At 28.0% G+C, this 15,916-nt stretch carries 12 protein-coding genes; 5 read left to right on the top strand and 7 right to left on the bottom strand.

Features of this window, described 5'->3' with window-relative positions:
• Positions 1 to 154: 154 nt before the first annotated feature.
• On the bottom strand, positions 155 to 2,155 hold the full coding sequence (locus AC1RFD_RS20000; protein ID WP_054548921.1) for an FtsX-like permease family protein: 2,001 nt from the start codon (positions 2,153 to 2,155) through the stop codon (positions 155 to 157).
• Positions 2,142 to 2,909: an ABC transporter ATP-binding protein gene (locus tag AC1RFD_RS19995; RefSeq protein WP_009373595.1), complete on the bottom strand. Its 768-nt coding sequence runs from the start codon at positions 2,907 to 2,909 to the stop codon at positions 2,142 to 2,144. Before AC1RFD_RS19995 ends, AC1RFD_RS20000 begins: the two co-directional genes overlap by 14 nt.
• A 199-nt stretch (positions 2,910 to 3,108) precedes the next feature.
• On the opposite strand from AC1RFD_RS19995, the gene AC1RFD_RS19990 reads away from it, so the two are divergent.
• Both AC1RFD_RS19990 and AC1RFD_RS19985 read left to right on the top strand, forming a co-directional pair.
• Entirely contained in the window at positions 3,109 to 3,771 is a 663-nt protein-coding gene (locus AC1RFD_RS19990) for a response regulator transcription factor (RefSeq protein ID WP_004233853.1), read from the top strand.
• A complete protein-coding gene (locus AC1RFD_RS19985; RefSeq protein ID WP_416141280.1) occupies positions 3,768 to 4,784 on the top strand; it encodes a sensor histidine kinase in 1,017 nt (338 codons plus the stop codon). The genes AC1RFD_RS19990 and AC1RFD_RS19985 overlap by 4 nt, the downstream gene beginning before the upstream one ends.
• A 19-nt stretch (positions 4,785 to 4,803) precedes the next feature.
• Here AC1RFD_RS19985 and AC1RFD_RS19980 read toward each other — a convergent pair whose 3' ends face one another.
• Genes AC1RFD_RS19980 through AC1RFD_RS19970 form a run of 3 tightly spaced genes read right to left on the bottom strand, consistent with a single transcriptional unit; the run spans position 4,804 to position 7,192 of the window.
• The gene (locus AC1RFD_RS19980; RefSeq protein ID WP_054548919.1) at positions 4,804 to 5,538 is read right to left on the bottom strand and encodes an ABC transporter permease; all 735 of its coding nucleotides are present in this window, start codon (positions 5,536 to 5,538) and stop codon (positions 4,804 to 4,806) included.
• Between the two features lie 12 nt (positions 5,539 to 5,550).
• Complete coding sequence (locus AC1RFD_RS19975; RefSeq protein ID WP_081010940.1) at positions 5,551 to 6,285, bottom strand: hypothetical protein; 735 nt, start codon at positions 6,283 to 6,285, stop codon at positions 5,551 to 5,553.
• Complete coding sequence (locus AC1RFD_RS19970; RefSeq protein ID WP_054548918.1) at positions 6,278 to 7,192, bottom strand: ABC transporter ATP-binding protein; 915 nt, start codon at positions 7,190 to 7,192, stop codon at positions 6,278 to 6,280. Before AC1RFD_RS19970 ends, AC1RFD_RS19975 begins: the two co-directional genes overlap by 8 nt.
• A gap of 167 nt (positions 7,193 to 7,359) precedes the next feature.
• Here AC1RFD_RS19970 and AC1RFD_RS19965 point away from each other — a divergent pair, with 167 nt between their 5' ends.
• From AC1RFD_RS19965 to AC1RFD_RS19955, 3 genes are all read left to right on the top strand, one after another.
• Entirely contained in the window at positions 7,360 to 7,590 is a 231-nt protein-coding gene (locus tag AC1RFD_RS19965) for a plantaricin C family lantibiotic (RefSeq protein WP_004233859.1), read from the top strand.
• A gap of 73 nt (positions 7,591 to 7,663) precedes the next feature.
• Positions 7,664 to 10,816, top strand: a complete 3,153-nt coding sequence (locus tag AC1RFD_RS19960; protein ID WP_492475218.1) for a type 2 lanthipeptide synthetase LanM family protein — start codon at positions 7,664 to 7,666, stop codon at positions 10,814 to 10,816.
• 69 nt (positions 10,817 to 10,885) lie between these two features.
• Positions 10,886 to 13,042 (top strand): peptidase domain-containing ABC transporter, encoded by a 2,157-nt coding sequence (locus AC1RFD_RS19955; RefSeq protein ID WP_492475217.1) that lies wholly within the window; start codon positions 10,886 to 10,888, stop codon positions 13,040 to 13,042.
• A gap of 145 nt (positions 13,043 to 13,187) precedes the next feature.
• Here the strand turns inward: AC1RFD_RS19955 and AC1RFD_RS19950 are convergent, their stop codons facing one another.
• Together AC1RFD_RS19950 and AC1RFD_RS19945 are read right to left on the bottom strand one after the other, a co-directional pair.
• The gene (locus AC1RFD_RS19950) at positions 13,188 to 13,796 is read right to left on the bottom strand and encodes a response regulator (protein WP_237497374.1); all 609 of its coding nucleotides are present in this window, start codon (positions 13,794 to 13,796) and stop codon (positions 13,188 to 13,190) included.
• Entirely contained in the window at positions 13,783 to 15,912 is a 2,130-nt protein-coding gene (locus tag AC1RFD_RS19945; RefSeq protein ID WP_054548916.1) for a sensor histidine kinase, read from the bottom strand. The genes AC1RFD_RS19950 and AC1RFD_RS19945 overlap by 14 nt, the downstream gene beginning before the upstream one ends.
• Positions 15,913 to 15,916: the final 4 nt, after the last annotated feature.

The following is a 15,916-nucleotide window of genomic DNA, read 5'->3' as shown; positions in this document are numbered from 1 at the left end:
TTTATTTTCTTTTTACGGATAACCTTGAATAAAATGGTTACGATTATTATGATCATTATAAAACTTAAATACGGGATCCACCATTTAATAGTTTCAACTATTCCCTCCGATAATCCAAAACCCATTAGAAATTCAGTCATATTATCTACTCCTTTTATTTAAGTCTATTGTCTAAAATTACCTGTTTTGCACTCTGATAAGTTGCAATGAAATATATTACATATAGCAACAAAATAATACCAAAGCTTAAAAACATATTCTGTTTGATAGAGACTTCAAAAAATGGTTCTAATTTTTCTAATACAACCTTAGTAGTAAAGATTGATATGAAACTAGCTAAAATTAAAGGTGAAATAAAATAAAATCCAATTTGTCTAAATAACAACCTATTAATCATTTTTTTATCTGCACCAATTTTCGATAATGTTAGGTATCTTTCTTTGTTATCCTGGGTTTCTGTTAATTGCTGTAATGCTAGTATGGATAACGTGACAATCATTAAAATTATTCCTAAGTAACTGCTAATAAAAGCTATTACTCCAAATACGCCAAAGTAAGTGTCTTGTATCACACTCTTAGTTACATAATAAATCTTTCCATCAAGAGATTTTTCAACCCATTTATTATTCATTATTTTATAGACCGTGCCCTCTATTTCTTGAGAGGGAAAAACACCATTCAATAAGAAACTATCAGGATTCATATAATTTTTCATATTGTCTGGAACAACCACTGTTCCTACATCATTTGCCCTGGTTGAATTTGTTAAGTAAGTAATATTGCCAAATATTTTTTTGTTTGCAGGAGTGAGCTCCTTATCACCAATTCTTATTTTTCCTTCTTTATTTAAGAAATATTGAATATGTTTATTAAAGGGTTCATAGTTTGCATTAATAATGAATTTATTTTCTCCTAACTGAATTCCCTCTTCTCCAGATAGTTCCAATATTTTATTGTAATCTGTTTCAGTTATTAAAGTAACTTGTGACATAAGTATCTCTTGTTCTAAATCAGATAGTTTTACTTGTTGCTCTTTAAACAATTCTCCATAAGTTAAATCTGCATTAAACAACATTATCTCTACATAACTTTTAAGATTTTCTTTAAGTGGAATGCCATCTTGTTTTGCTGTTTCTAAAAGATTTTTGTTATCCTCATATGGTTTTACAATTGTTAAGTCAAATGGGGTTGCCGTGGTAACTTGTTTATTCATAGAACTTGTAACACTAAATCCTGTACCTAGAACAACTAGTGAAGCTATCAGTAATGCACTTAAGATACTTATTACTAGAAAATTGATTTGCATTTTACTTCCGAATTGTCGAAACAAAAATGAATTTAGTTCTTTAAAATACAGCTTTTTGTTTCTTTTAGCCAAGAACACCATCACACTGGAAATGGTATAATAAAACAAAATAATACCAACACCAAGAAGCGAGACTATCACAGTTAAATAATTCTTATCAAGTCCTAATTTCATTAACAATAGTATTCCAGTAGTTATTAAAGTAATTGCTAATAAAAAAAGGCTACTTGTCGCCCATTTGTTATAGACCTTTAACTCTTGATTTTTACGATTCGCAGTTAATAAATCGATAAGTTTAATGTTCATAATATTACGAGTATTAAAAAGTGCTACTATAATATAAATAATTGAAAAACTTATAATAGTTTCTTTTATAGCTTCTTTTGATAACAACAATTTATATCCTACTGCATCACCTACAAACATTTTTAAAGCTAATATCGAAATAACTTGTGACATTAAAAATCCTAGCCCAAGGCCTATAATTAAAGCAAATAACCCTACCAAAAAGGTCTCACCTACAAAAATAAAGGATATCCGCCATTTACTCATCCCTAATGTCATATAAATACCCATTTCTTTTTTTCTTCGCTTCATTATGAATTGATTGGCATATATGATGAGAAAAGCAAAAACAATTGCAATAAACCTTGTTAAAAGTCCAATATACGTAACTAATGCATCCCCAAAAATCTCCATAGAATAATTTAAATCATTTAAAGCTGGTTGTGATGATACTGAATTAAATGCATAAAATAGGCTGACACCTAAAACAAGAGTTAGAAAATAAATAGCATAATCTTTAATACTTCTGCCTACATTTTTATATATCAATTTAAAACTCATCATTGATATTTCCTCCTAGTAGTGCAACAACCTCCATTATTCGATTAAAGAAAGTTTTACGATCATCTTTTCCTCGTATTAGTTCATTAAAAATTTCTCCATCCTTTAGAAAAATAATCCTTCTGCAATAACTAGCATTATAAGGATCATGAGTAACCATCAAAGTTGTGGCATCTTGTTGCTGATTTAATATTTCTAAATTTTTCAGCAACATTTTAGCAGATTTACTATCAAGAGCCCCTGTTGGCTCATCGGCTAATAATAATGTAGGCCTTGTAACAATGGCTCTCGCTGCCGCAATTCTCTGCTGTTGTCCTCCTGACATTTGATATGGGTATTTGTACAATACTTCCTTTATATCCAAAGCGGCTGCAACTCTATCGACTTCATGTTCAATTTCATTCACTGGATAATTAATTATAGATAATGCCAAAGAAACATTTTCAAAAGCAGTTAGTGTATCTAGTAAATTATATTCTTGAAATATAAAACCTAACTTCTCACTTCTAAATTTTGATAATTTATGACCCTTTAATTTTGTGACATCTTCGCCATCTATAAATACATGACCAGCCGTAGCAGTATCAATGGTTGAAATACAATTAAGTAAAGTCGATTTACCACTTCCACTTGGTCCCATAATTGCTATAAAATCGCCTTTTTGCACTTCAAATGAAATGTTTTTTAATGCATGGGTTACATTACCCTTATTACCATACACCTTTTCAATATTTTCAACTTTTAATATTGTATTCACTTCCCAATTTCACTCCTTTTATGGATGACTTATCCTTTTACTACCATAATATTACCATTTAATGAATTAACAAAAAATCGATTATTGTATCATAATATTACCGTTTTGTAAGTTTACTTACTATGCACTATAATATAATGAAAAGGTATAAATTATGGAAATAAAACCATTCATTGGTTCGATTAAGGGGAGATTAAAAATGAAAATATTCATTATCGAGGATGATCCAATTATCAGAAAGGAACTTTTTGATTTTCTAGAGAGATATGGGTATGAATGCATAAGTGGCGACGATTTCACAAAAATTGTAGAAGATGCTCTACAAAGCATGCCGCATTTAATTATTTTAGATCTTAACCTTCCTTTTCAAGACGGTTTTCAAGTGTGTCGTGAAATTCGGAAAGTGTCTTCTGTGCCCATTATTATAGTAACTAGCCGTGACACTTCCTTTGACGAACTATTAAGTCTTCAAATAGGAGCAGATGACTTTATTACAAAACCATATGATTTACAAATCCTTTTAGCTCATATTCAATCCGTTTTAAAGAGAACTTACGAAATTTCCAAAAGTGCTATCCTTTCTTATAAAGATTTAACACTGGAAATATTAAAGAGCAAAGCTATTTATAATAATATAGAAATAGAACTTACAAAGAATGAATTATGCATTCTTAGATTATTGATGATGAATAAAGGAAACGTAGTTTCTAGAGATGAAATAATGAATGAGCTTTGGCAAAACGGAGATTTTGTTGATGAAAATACCTTAAATGTTAATATATCGAGGTTAAGGCGCAAATTGGAATCGATCGGTTTAAAAAAATATTTATTAACGAAGAGAGGACAGGGTTATCAGTTATGAGTTTAATTGAATTTTTTAAGGAAAAACAGTTAGCAATACTTTTTCATTTACTATCTTTGCTAATTATCTCTAGTGTCCTCTACTTGTATAATGAAAATGGAAGTTTAGTAATAGTAATAGATTTAATTCTTCTATTCTTCTTTTTCACACCAATTATAGTTAAATACTATCAATTAAGTAAATATTATAATGAAATAAAAAATATTTCAAAACAAATCAAAGAAAAAACATACATCGCAGATATTGTAGAGGAACCCCCTTTTTTTTCAGGGAAATTCTTCTACAACATCTTAAATGAAGCAACAAAATACATGAATGATTGTATGTTCTCTTTGAAAAACTCTCAACGTGATTATACCGACTACATTGAACTTTGGGTGCATGAAATAAAAACACCAATCACTGCACTAAAGTTAATTATAAGTAACCATAAGACACCTGAAAACATCCTTATTCAAGAAGAACTATTAAAAATAGAAGGTTATGTTGAACAAGCTCTATATTATGCAAGAAGTAGTACTTTAACTCAAGATTATAGAATAGAAACATTTACCCTTGATAAGGCTGTAAATTTAGCCATTAAATCATTATCTCTAAGTATTATACGTGCCAATGGTAGTATATATAAGGATAATCTTGATTTGAAAGTCACATCTGATTCAAAATGGATTATTTTTATTTTAAAACAATTAATAGATAATGCTATCAAATATCGTCATAATCCACTTAAATTATCCTTTATTGCTAAAAAAGTAGAAAACGGTACTTTATTGTTAATATCAGACAATGGTATAGGTATAGCTTCATCTGATATTGAGAGAATTTTTAAACGTGGGTTCACGGGAACCAATGGTAGAAACTATGTTAAATCTACTGGTATGGGTTTGTACCTTTGTGAAACCTTGTGCAAAAAATTAGGGTTACGCATAAGTGTAGATTCTCAAGAAGATACTGGCACTACATTTAAAATATATTTCCCTGATAAACTACGATTATTCCAAGAAACTAAATAAAATATTATATAGAGTTTATTTATTTCAAATCTCTTTTTTTGATAATATAGAGACCTATTATATAAATTACTACTGAAAAGAAGCTTAAGTAAATAATATCATCAATATTGTAGTATAGAGTAGAAAAACCATCAGAAGCAATGTAAAATGGTGTATTCTCCATAATCGTCTTCATCCAACTGTCATCTCTTTCTACAATTTGTATACCAATGTTATATAAAAAAATATATAGAACATATCCAGTTATTAATGAGTAAACGCGATTAAACGTAATAGAAATTGTAAATATACCTACTGATAAGATAGAAGCGAAATAAACTATATATACAATCCAAACTGAGAATAGCGTACTTAGGATCTCCATACTAGAGAAATGTTTACCTATGATAAGTTGAACAGTTAATCCAATTAATATATTAAAAATGCCATATAAAGAAGTATAAAATAAAAATGAAACACTTTTAATATGAATTATTTGACTTCTACTGAACATACTACTAAATACCATTTTCGAAGTTCCAAAACTAAACTCGGATCCTATCATATTACTGCCTAAGTAAATAAAGTAAATTTGTATAATAAATAAGGAAATACCAATATTTCCGCTTAACTCTACGCTTTTACTTAAGTTCATCTGATAATAAAGAACATTATCAATAATTGTAGCAATAAATAATATTATTAAAAAAACGTATGTTGATGTATCAAATATTTTTTTTATTTCCATTCGGCTTATAGAAAACATACCAGTCATATTATCAATCTCCTAAATTTCTCTTTTATTAATAATTATTAAAGATACTAAAAATAATACTAAGCCTGTTAATGCTAAACAAATATTATTTGATATTGATAAATTATTATATTGCATTCCCTTATAAACCAAAGCCAGTGGATTCTCTTTAATCCAAAGAGCTAATTTTGTTGTAGAGTCTAATTTTATTAGAATAATACCTCTAATCATACTCTCAAATGAAAACATAGAAATAATGGAAACTATTGTTGCAATTTGACTGAACGTAATAAACCCAATGATGAAAGATAAACTTGAAACAAAAAAGGAAATAAGTAAATAATTTGTTAGATTAGTAAAAATATCGTGTGTAAGATTATTCAGAGTAAATTTATTATGTTCCCATACCCACAATAAATTGGCTAGTAATCGGTGAATAGTTCCAACAATACATCCGATTAAAATCAATGAAAGTAATTTTGATAGGACTATATTTATACGTGATAAAGATCCTGTGAATATTATTCTAGAAGTTTTTAATGAAAACTCTCTGGACATAATAAAAGAAGGCATAATGAGAATAATATAGTACGAAATATCACCAAAGTAATTGTAATATGTATCCAAATCCGAAGGGGATGGATACATGGGCCTTTTTAGATAAATTGTAATAGTGTATAAAACTGCAATAAATAAACTTGACCAAATGCCGTATCTTTTGAATAATTGTTTAACCTCTAATATTGATATTCTTAAAGTGCTATTCAATCTTATTTCCTCCCATTAACTCAAAAAATCTCTTTTCTAAATCTTTGCGAAGTGGATAAATAGCATTTATACTAATTTTATTTTTTACTAAATCTACTATAAGAGAATCAGAATCTTTATAAAGATATTGAAATTTTACTTTATCTTGATCTATTTCTATAAAAGGTATGTTTTGTATATCATTTAAATAGTTTTTTACCATTTCTATTTTTTTAGTTTCTATGATAAATTCATGTAGCTCTCTATCAGTCTGTTTTTCTGTTTTTAAATCAATATAATCTACTACTGTTCCCTTCTTCAAAAACAAAACTTTATCACAAACGGCTTCAATTTCTGATAAAATATGGCTGGATACAAGAATTGATATCCCTCTTTCTTTTGAAATTTTTCCCAATATTTCTCTTATTTCAGCAACTCCTTCTGGATCTAATCCATTTGTGGGTTCATCTAAAATCAATAATTTAGGATTATTAACTAATGCCTGTGCAATTCCTAACCTCTGTTTCATTCCTAAAGAATACCTTTTTACCTTCTTATGAACAAAACCTTCAATCCCCAATAAATGGATTACAGATGAAACATTATCTCTATCATATCCCCCTGAAACCTCTGCAAAATAAATAAGGTTATCCATTCCACTCATATGGGGATAAAAACTAGGGTATTCAATCAGTCCTCCAATACGTTTTATATGTTTTAAAGGCTGCTTTTCAATATCAAACCGAACCTCCCCCTCAAACTTCGTTATTAATCCCATAATTATTCGCATAAGGGTTGTTTTCCCTGCACCATTTGGTCCAACTAAACCTATTACTTCACCTTTTGGAACTGAGAAAGAAACATTATTAATTACTTTATTATTTCGATAACTCTTTGTGATATTCGACAATGTTAAAATATTACTCATTTCTTCTCCTCCTTCTCACGTATTGTTTCAATTACATATAATAGCATTTCCATTTCTATACAATCAATATTTTTATAGGTAATTTCGGTAAATACGGATTTTTTTGTAAAAAACACAAGATATGATAGTAAGTGAGATATCTCATAACAAAAAAAGGAGCGATTTACTTGAATACAAAATTTACAAAAAACCCAATTATAAAAAATAAACTAGCAATAAATGAAATTAATCCTGCTGGAAATCTTTTTGAAGAAATTAATGAACAAGATATGTCATTAATAGCTGGTGGCACAAATGATGCTATCTCTAGAGCAATTGCCAACGCTGTTGGATTAGGGAATAACTATGGAATGGCTTGTACTTGGTCTGCAGAATGTAACGGAACAACTCCCTGCTAACTTTTATTAAGAAGATTTATAAAAAGGGTGTGTACTTTTATTAGGTACCACCCTTTTTAGATAGGAGCAAATTATGATTATAAATGAGAAGGTATTAAATCAAGAAATTGATTTTCAAGATGTACTAGAATATTGGAGTAAATTTTTCCCTGAGGTTAAAACGCAAATTGAAGTTGAAGACTTAATTCACCAAACGACAAATAGAAAATTTGTTGATTTCAAAGAAGAATGGGAAAAAGAATCAATGAGATTTGCTCTTAATAAGCAAAAGATTGATTCACTTTTTAACTTTAAACCGAATAATAAACTCTTTCGCATTCTTTCTACTTTAAAAAAAGAGGATTTCCCATTTTTAAATTTCTTTAAACCTCTATTTTTAAGGGAGTTTGGAAAATGGTTGGATCACTTTGAAAAATTTGATTTAGTTTATAGCAAAAGAACATTTTACTCTGATATTTTCATTCATATGTACAATATTTCCTTCAATATTAGTTATAAAATGTTAGTATTTGAAATAGATTTTGAAAAAAAACAAGGAAATCTTATAGGCGAAACACCTGAAGATAGGTTTCAATATTACATCAATGAAAAACTACAAAATGAGGAATATTTAAAGTCCTTATATATGGAATACGAGTCACTGACAAATTTATTGTTGTTAACAATTAACAATTATTTAAAATTCCTTTTTGATATTTTAAGTGCTACAACTCAAGAAATAAAAAATATCTTTAAAACTCTTTTTAACACTGAAAATATTAAAAAGTTAATTAATATATCCCTAAATATGGGAGATACACATAATGATGGTAAAACTGTATCCATCCTAACATTTGAAGATAATAAAAAAGTAGTATATAAACCTAGGTCTTTAGCATTCGACCAAAAATATTCTGACCTTCTATCTTGGATGGAGAATAATCAAAGTAAACACTTAAAAAAAATTAAATCAGCAAAAATATATACAACAAGCAATCATGGTTGGATGGAATTTATTGAATACAAGCCCTGTAACAATATTGAACAAGTCAAAAGCTTTTATATTAGATCAGGACAATTATTATGTTTACTTTACGCTTTAAATTCCAAAGACTTCCATAGTGAAAACTTAATAGCCTCAGGAGAATATCCTTACTTGATAGATTTAGAAACTTTATTACAGCCAGATTTTGAAGAAAAGTTAAGTGAGAAAACTGTTATCAATAAAACACAAGACTTTATTAATAGGTCTGTCTATTCAATATATCTCCTTCCAAGCAGAATGACTATTAATAAAAACGAAAATACCATTAAGGTTGTCGATTTCGGTGGAATGGCAGGATATACCAAACAACAAGCGCCAATAAAATCAAACATACTAATTAATAAAAACTCAGACAATATTAGAGTAATAAAAGATTACGGAATACTGGATATTAATGATAACAACCCATTTCTAAATGGTGAATTGATTCAGTCTGAATTATTTATAGATGATATTCAATCCGGTTTTACAAACATGTATAGGTGGATAACAGAAAACAAAATCAGTTTTATTAACAAACTCTGTGAACTATTTGCTAATGAAAAATGCAGGGTCGTTTGTAAACCAACCTTTATTTATTCTCAAATCTTAAAATCTAGTTTCCATCCTGATTTATTAAGAAATCCTATTCATAGAGAAGTATACTTTAGTAGAATCGCCTTGTCTGAGTTAAAAAAAGGATTTAAACATTTGTCATATCATGAACATAGAGATTTAATGAATGGCGATATACCCTACTTTTCTGTCTATACAGATAAAAAAGTATTACTTGACTCAAAAAACAGTATTATTCCTAGTTTTGAATTTAAATATTCAACCTTAGAAACCGTTATTAATAAAATTCAACTAATGAATGAGCTTGATTTAAAAAAGCAAATTACTCTAATTGATCTCTCGTATATGCACACAAGCATTAATGATGCGAAACAAGAAACAAATTTAAAATTTAAAACTTCTAAGAATTTCAGTAATGACGCAAAGCCCTCAAAAACGGATTTCTTGAATACTGCAATCAAAATAGGAGACCGGTTATTAAATGAAAGTATTTATGACACTGAGTCAACTGATAGAACTTGGTTGGGATTAATGGTATATGGAAAAAATGAAGTAACATCACATGTTTCCTCTATAGATATAGATTTATATAAAGGAAATAATGGAATATCTTTATTCTTTGCTTCCTTAGCTTCTATTACTAAGTTAGAAAGATTTAAAAAGGCAGCCATAGAAACTCTTTCTCCATCTCTAAAAACTTTAAAAAATATCGAAAAAAATAAAGAAATATCATTGAATATCGGAGCATTTACAGGGCTATCTGGTATTTTATATACAATATACCATGTAGGAAATATTTTAGAGATAGAGGAATACAAAAATATAGCTTTGCATTATATAGATATTGTTCTTGAACACTTAGGTGATGATACACAGATAGAATTATTGGGTGGAATGTCAGGTGCTTTATCTGTCTTTATTTCTATCTATAATACTTCAGACAATGCCAAAGTGAAAAAAAAATTATTAGATGCATGCTACATTATATTTGAAAAAATATTAGAAAGCACTATTGAATTTAAAGATAACTGTGTTTTTTGGGGCTATGTTGATACTAATGGAGATGGTGGTTATACAGGCTTCGCTCATGGAACAAGTGGTATTATAGCTAGTCTAGGCCGTTTTTATAAAATTACACACGATAAAAATGTCTATCAATTGATTAAAAAAGCCTTGAATTTTGAAAGGGAGTTATACTCTCCAACAACAAAAAATTGGAGAACACAAATCAATGGAGAAGCTGATAGCATTGGTTGGTGTCACGGAGCTGCAGGTATTTTATTAAGTAGAAGTGTATTAATTAATCATGGGTACTTTGACGAACAAATCTCAAAAGAAATAAATATTGCATTGGAGACTACACTCAAAAAAGGTTTTGGTAATAACATCACTTTATGTCACGGAGATTTAGGAAGTATAGGAGTTTTGTTTCATCTAGCCACTGTTTTAGATGATGAAACCCTTTACGAGCAATGTAATGAGACCTTTAATGAGATATTCAATCACTATATCTCTAGAAAATGGGACAAAACATCTTATAGAACTGCAAGTGTATATGGTCTAATGATTGGTTTAGCAGGATATGGATACAGCTTATTAAAATACGGATGTAGAGTGGAGATGCCAGATATATTGTGGATCGAGTAATTTCAAAAAAGGTGCTATTAAAAATTAATAGTGCCTTAATATCAAATATTGCAAAGGGTTTGGTAAAGGATGAGAACAAAAAGATCAGTTCAATTTATTGAACAATTACATCCAACTGAATGCGGATTGTGCTGTGTAGCTATGATTTTAAGATATCATAAAAGTTATCAGCCGATGCATAAATTGAGAGAGATAGTAGAAACCGGTAGAGACGGATTAACATTAAATCAGATACATAATTTATTTCTAAAGCTGAACTTTTATTCAAAAGCTTATAGAACTTCCGTTGAAAGTTTAAAAGAATTTAATAGTCCTATTATATTACACTGGAACAATAATCATTTCATTATATTAGAAAAAATTAAAAAGGGGAAATTCTTCATTGTGGATCCAGCTATTGGTAGAATAACTTTAGAACAAGAAGAATTTGAAAAATGCTTTTCAGGTGTTATTTTAGTTCCATCACCTAATGATTCCTTTATTCCCTATAATAAAAAAGAGTATGCCATAAAAATGTTAATACCTTACATATTAAGCAACAAGGGTATATTCTCAATGCTGTTTTTAATATCCTTGCTTACTTATATGACTACATTGGCCTTACCTATTCTTATACAAAAATTAATGGATAATGTTATCTATAGTAAAGCGTTCGATTTGAACCTACTACTAATTTTTATTAGCTTTATCATATTAAATTCTTTACTACTATATATTAAAGGTCATTACTTAATTATCATTAAAATCATACTAGAAAGTTCAATCTTTAAAAATATATTCAATCATATATTAAAAGTTCCTTATAAATTCTTTGAATCTAGAGCTAAAGGAGATATACTTTACCGCATTAGTAGTCTTGATATAGTAAGAGATCTTTTATCAGAAAACTTGATTAAAGGGATTTTAGATTTTGGCGCTTTAATAATTATGTTTTCTTATTTAATGTATAAGTCTGTGCCATTGACTATTATTGTTTTCATATTGTTCAGTATTTATTTACTAATTACTATTGTTATAAGACCACTTATGAAAGAGCTAAATTTATATGAAATTGTAGAACGAAGTAAATTATCAAAAATTCAAGTAGAAACTATTTCATCTATTTTTGGTATTAAGGTTTCTGCACTAGAAGATCAAATTAATAAAAAATATATAGATAAACTAGACGATGTGCTCTATCGATTTAATAAACAGAGTAAGATATCTAACGTTTATAATACTTTTAATCAACTAACATTAACTATTTCCCCTCTAATTGTATTAGTTTTCGGTATGGATCAATATTTAAAAGGTGCATTAACTATAGGAGAGTTACTTGCATATTATTCTTTAACTGTTATTTTCTTTTCAACAAGCTCTACCTTTTTTCAAGTTTGGAGTACATTTTGGATTGCTTCCAATAATTTAGAAAGAATTAAAGACATCACAGATGTTGAAATTGAAAATGATATCGAATTAAATGGCTTAAATCCCTACCCTAATTTAAAAGGTAACATTAAATTAGAAAACATTTATTTTTCATACACAAATCAATCTAAAATGGTATTAAAAGATATTAGTTTGAATATTAAAAGTGGGCAAAAGATAGCTATTGTTGGTGAATCTGGATCTGGAAAATCTACACTTGGCAAAATACTTATAGGGCTATACAAAGCAAATGAGGGTAATATATTTTATGACGATATCAACATAAAGTATATAAGTAAAAAACATATTCGAAAACAGATGGGGATAGTCCCTCAAGAAATTCAATTACTAAATGATTCTATTTATAATAATATTACTATGGGAAATTCGACTATTGAGATTGATAGGGTTAAAAAAGCAGCTCAATTTACTCAAATTGCAGAAGAAATAGAAAATATGCCTATGGGTTATAACACAATAATTTCTGATACAGGTTCAAACCTATCCGGGGGACAAAGGCAAAGAATCGCATTGGCGAGATCAATAATAAATAAACACCAAATAATACTTTTAGATGAAGCCACTAGTTCTTTAGACTCTATCAATGAAATGAAGATTGCCAATTACTTAACTAGTCTAGGCTGTACATGTATAATTATTGCTCATAGACTATCTACCATAAAAAATAGTGATGTTATTTATGTACTTGATAGAGGTGAAATCATTGAACAGGGAACACATTATGAACTTATGGATTTAAAAGGGAAATATTATAATTTATACTGCAGTACTGATTTAGTAGTATCCGAAACATTTTAATAAATTTAACATACATTATGCCAGGAACAATAGTTTATAAAGCAGCTTTAATTCTTTAGTCTAAAAAGGAGCAATCCATAGGATTAAATTTCCTATATAATGCTCCCTGACTAAGGATATTAAGTTTTATAATAATTTCTCTTTATTAATGTACATCAAGTAATCCCTTCTTTATAGCTTTAACTACAGCACCAACTCTAGAACCCGCATCCATTTTTCTAATTATAGAAGATACATGATACTCAACTGTTCTTTTTCCTATTCTCATATCTTCACTAATTTCACTATTCGTTTTGTCAGCTGCTATGTGTTTTAATACTTCGCATTCCTTTGGTGTAAGTGATTCACACAAAAGATCAACTTCATATTTTGGAAATATTTTATAACCTATATAAACTTGCTTAATTGTGGATATTAATTCCTCATTTGATTTTTCTTTTGTGATATAAGCACTTGCTCCAGCATTGTAGGCTGCTTCAATATACTCTTCATAATTATATCCAGATAAAATAATTATAGAAATTTGAGGAATACAATTGGTGATGCTCTTTGTTAATTCTAGACCATTATAAGAATTCAATCTAATATCCATCAGAATTATATCTGGTTTTAGTAATTTTATATCCTTTATAATAGAATTAGGATTAGAAATAGTATGTACCACCTGTATTTCAGGGTCTTTGTTTAAAACGTTTTTCAAGCTTTCTAATAATAATATATGGTCATCTACAAGAACAATCTTAATATTTTTCAAGGTTATCACTCCATTTAATAGGTACGGTGATTGTTATTGTTGTTCCAATATCTAATGTCGAATATATATCAAATATTCCTTGTAATTGATTTACTTTCTTCTTTACTGTCATCAATCCCATATTATTCTGAGTATATAAATTAGTGCTGTCAGGTGGATTGAATCCTTTTCCATTATCTATTATCTTTATGATTAAATTATTATTATCCACTTCTACATATACATTAATTTCAGTGGCAGATGCGTGCTTGATTGCGTTATTTATAAGCTCTTTAATTATTCTAAAAACATGAATTGACAAGGAATTAGGAATAATTTTTTGTGATGTATTGTAATTTAAATTTACTAAAATATCATGGTTTGTACTTGTTTTTTTTACGAGGGATTTTAAACTAATCTCTAAACCTAAATCCTCAACTAATACTGGATGTAAATTATTACACATTTCTCGAATTTCATTAATATAGTACAATAAGTACCTTTCAAATTCCTGGACATCAACAGTATTTGGGAGTTCTTGTACTTTTTTTAATAATAATATTAAATTTTGTAAAATATCATCGTGTAAAAAAACAGATAAATTTTTTCTCTCAGTTTCTAATTCATTTAATAAGTAAGAATTAAAATAATCTATTAATGAATTTGAATGTTGGGTTGATTTAAATTCATTCTCTACTTTTTGCAATCGCTGTACATTTATAAAAAGATCTAATACCTCACTTTGAATTTTTTTTAATAAGGCTATTTCTTCTTTATCCATAGCCGTTAAATTTCTTTTTTGCCCTACTATTATTGTTGCAAATATTTCTCCTCCCCTAAGTATTGGAAATATATTGTAAGGAGTTTTCTTCACAAACTCAACATTGTTAGTAATATCCTCTAGTATAGGTTTGATTGCTCCATTTGCTATTTCCTTATCATCAAATAAGCCTGAATCATATAGTATTAGCGGTTCATTCTTCCCCCAGACTATACACGCTCCATTAACATCTACCATTTTATGTATCAGTTTCACAATATGTTCAGCACATGTTTGAAGAAATTTTTTGCTATTAATTTCTTGTAAAATACGTTGCTTTTCTTCTTGAATTTGAGAAAATTTATTTTGCAGATTACGAGATTTAATAGGATCAATAATTTTACCAAAGATGCCATACAATAAAAAAGCTAATATTAATAATAGATTTTGATAAGTAATTTGCTTAAAGTTCAAAGAAGTTATACATAATAAAATATTTATAATGGTAAAAATCAATAATAAACCCAATAAATTATACTTGTAAGTATTCAAACTTTTATTAAAATCAAGTACTTCCTGCTTTATCAACAGATAGGCTAAAGTTAAAGGTAAAAGTATAATACTAATAATGCTGTAACTGAAAGGAATAGTAGATAAGTTGAAGAGACTACCTGGTATAATACTTAATAAAAGGATGGGACTAAATGCTACAATAAGGCTTCCTAATAAAATAATTAATTGGTTATGAATCCACTTATTGTTGGATTTCCATAATTTAATTAGCAAATATAAACAGATGTATATTGAAAAGACTAATTGTATAACTAATGCTGTTTTTATAAAAAGCATTAATAATAGGCCTACTTTTCCTAAGATAAATAGAGAAATATAATACAATATATTTATTACTATCCCATAACCCAAAAGGAAATATTTAGTTTTCTTTATAAAAATTCGTTCACTATAGTAAGGAAAATATTCAAAAAAAAGTATTAAAAAATATGGTATTAAACTAATCGATAGTAATTCAATTTCACTGGCCATAGATAAGTTTAAGCTTGAAGGCTTTGAGAATGTAATAGATGTTCCTATTACACTCATTAAATAGAAAAAATTACGAATAATAATTGATGTTGGTCTTTGAGTATAAGCATATATTCCAGTCAGGAAATAAACAGCACTAATAAAATAAGTTGAATAATAATAAATAATTACCTCTAAAAGATTTAAAAATTTAGATAAATCAGGAGATACATAGAATAATTCAAAATTATATGTTATTTCATTTATTTTTTGATAAAAATAAGTAGAATCATAAAATAAATAAATGCTAAAACCCCAAATAAATACTAAAATTAGTATAGCTACTCTAAACATTACA

Source organism: Lysinibacillus sp. GW823-FHT02G10, from assembly GCF_058797135.1.
The sequence above is the reverse complement of the archived record's forward strand: the minus strand, read 5'-3'. Positions and strand labels throughout refer to the sequence as shown.

Bases quoted from the DNA above. Each gene is read 5' to 3' on its own strand.
- AC1RFD_RS20000 (WP_054548921.1), bottom strand. From the start codon at position 2,155: ATGATGAGTTTTAAATTGATATATAAAAATGTAGGCAGAAGTATTAAA.
- AC1RFD_RS19990 (WP_004233853.1), top strand. From the start codon at position 3,109: ATGAAAATATTCATTATCGAGGATGATCCAATTATCAGAAAGGAACTT.
- AC1RFD_RS19985 (WP_416141280.1), top strand. From the start codon at position 3,768: ATGAGTTTAATTGAATTTTTTAAGGAAAAACAGTTAGCAATACTTTTT.
- AC1RFD_RS19980 (WP_054548919.1), bottom strand. From the start codon at position 5,538: ATGACTGGTATGTTTTCTATAAGCCGAATGGAAATAAAAAAAATATTT.
- AC1RFD_RS19970 (WP_054548918.1), bottom strand. From the start codon at position 7,192: ATGAGTAATATTTTAACATTGTCGAATATCACAAAGAGTTATCGAAAT.
- AC1RFD_RS19960 (WP_492475218.1), top strand. From the start codon at position 7,664: ATGATTATAAATGAGAAGGTATTAAATCAAGAAATTGATTTTCAAGAT.
- AC1RFD_RS19955 (WP_492475217.1), top strand. From the start codon at position 10,886: ATGAGAACAAAAAGATCAGTTCAATTTATTGAACAATTACATCCAACT.
- AC1RFD_RS19945 (WP_054548916.1), bottom strand. From the start codon at position 15,912: ATGTTTAGAGTAGCTATACTAATTTTAGTATTTATTTGGGGTTTTAGC.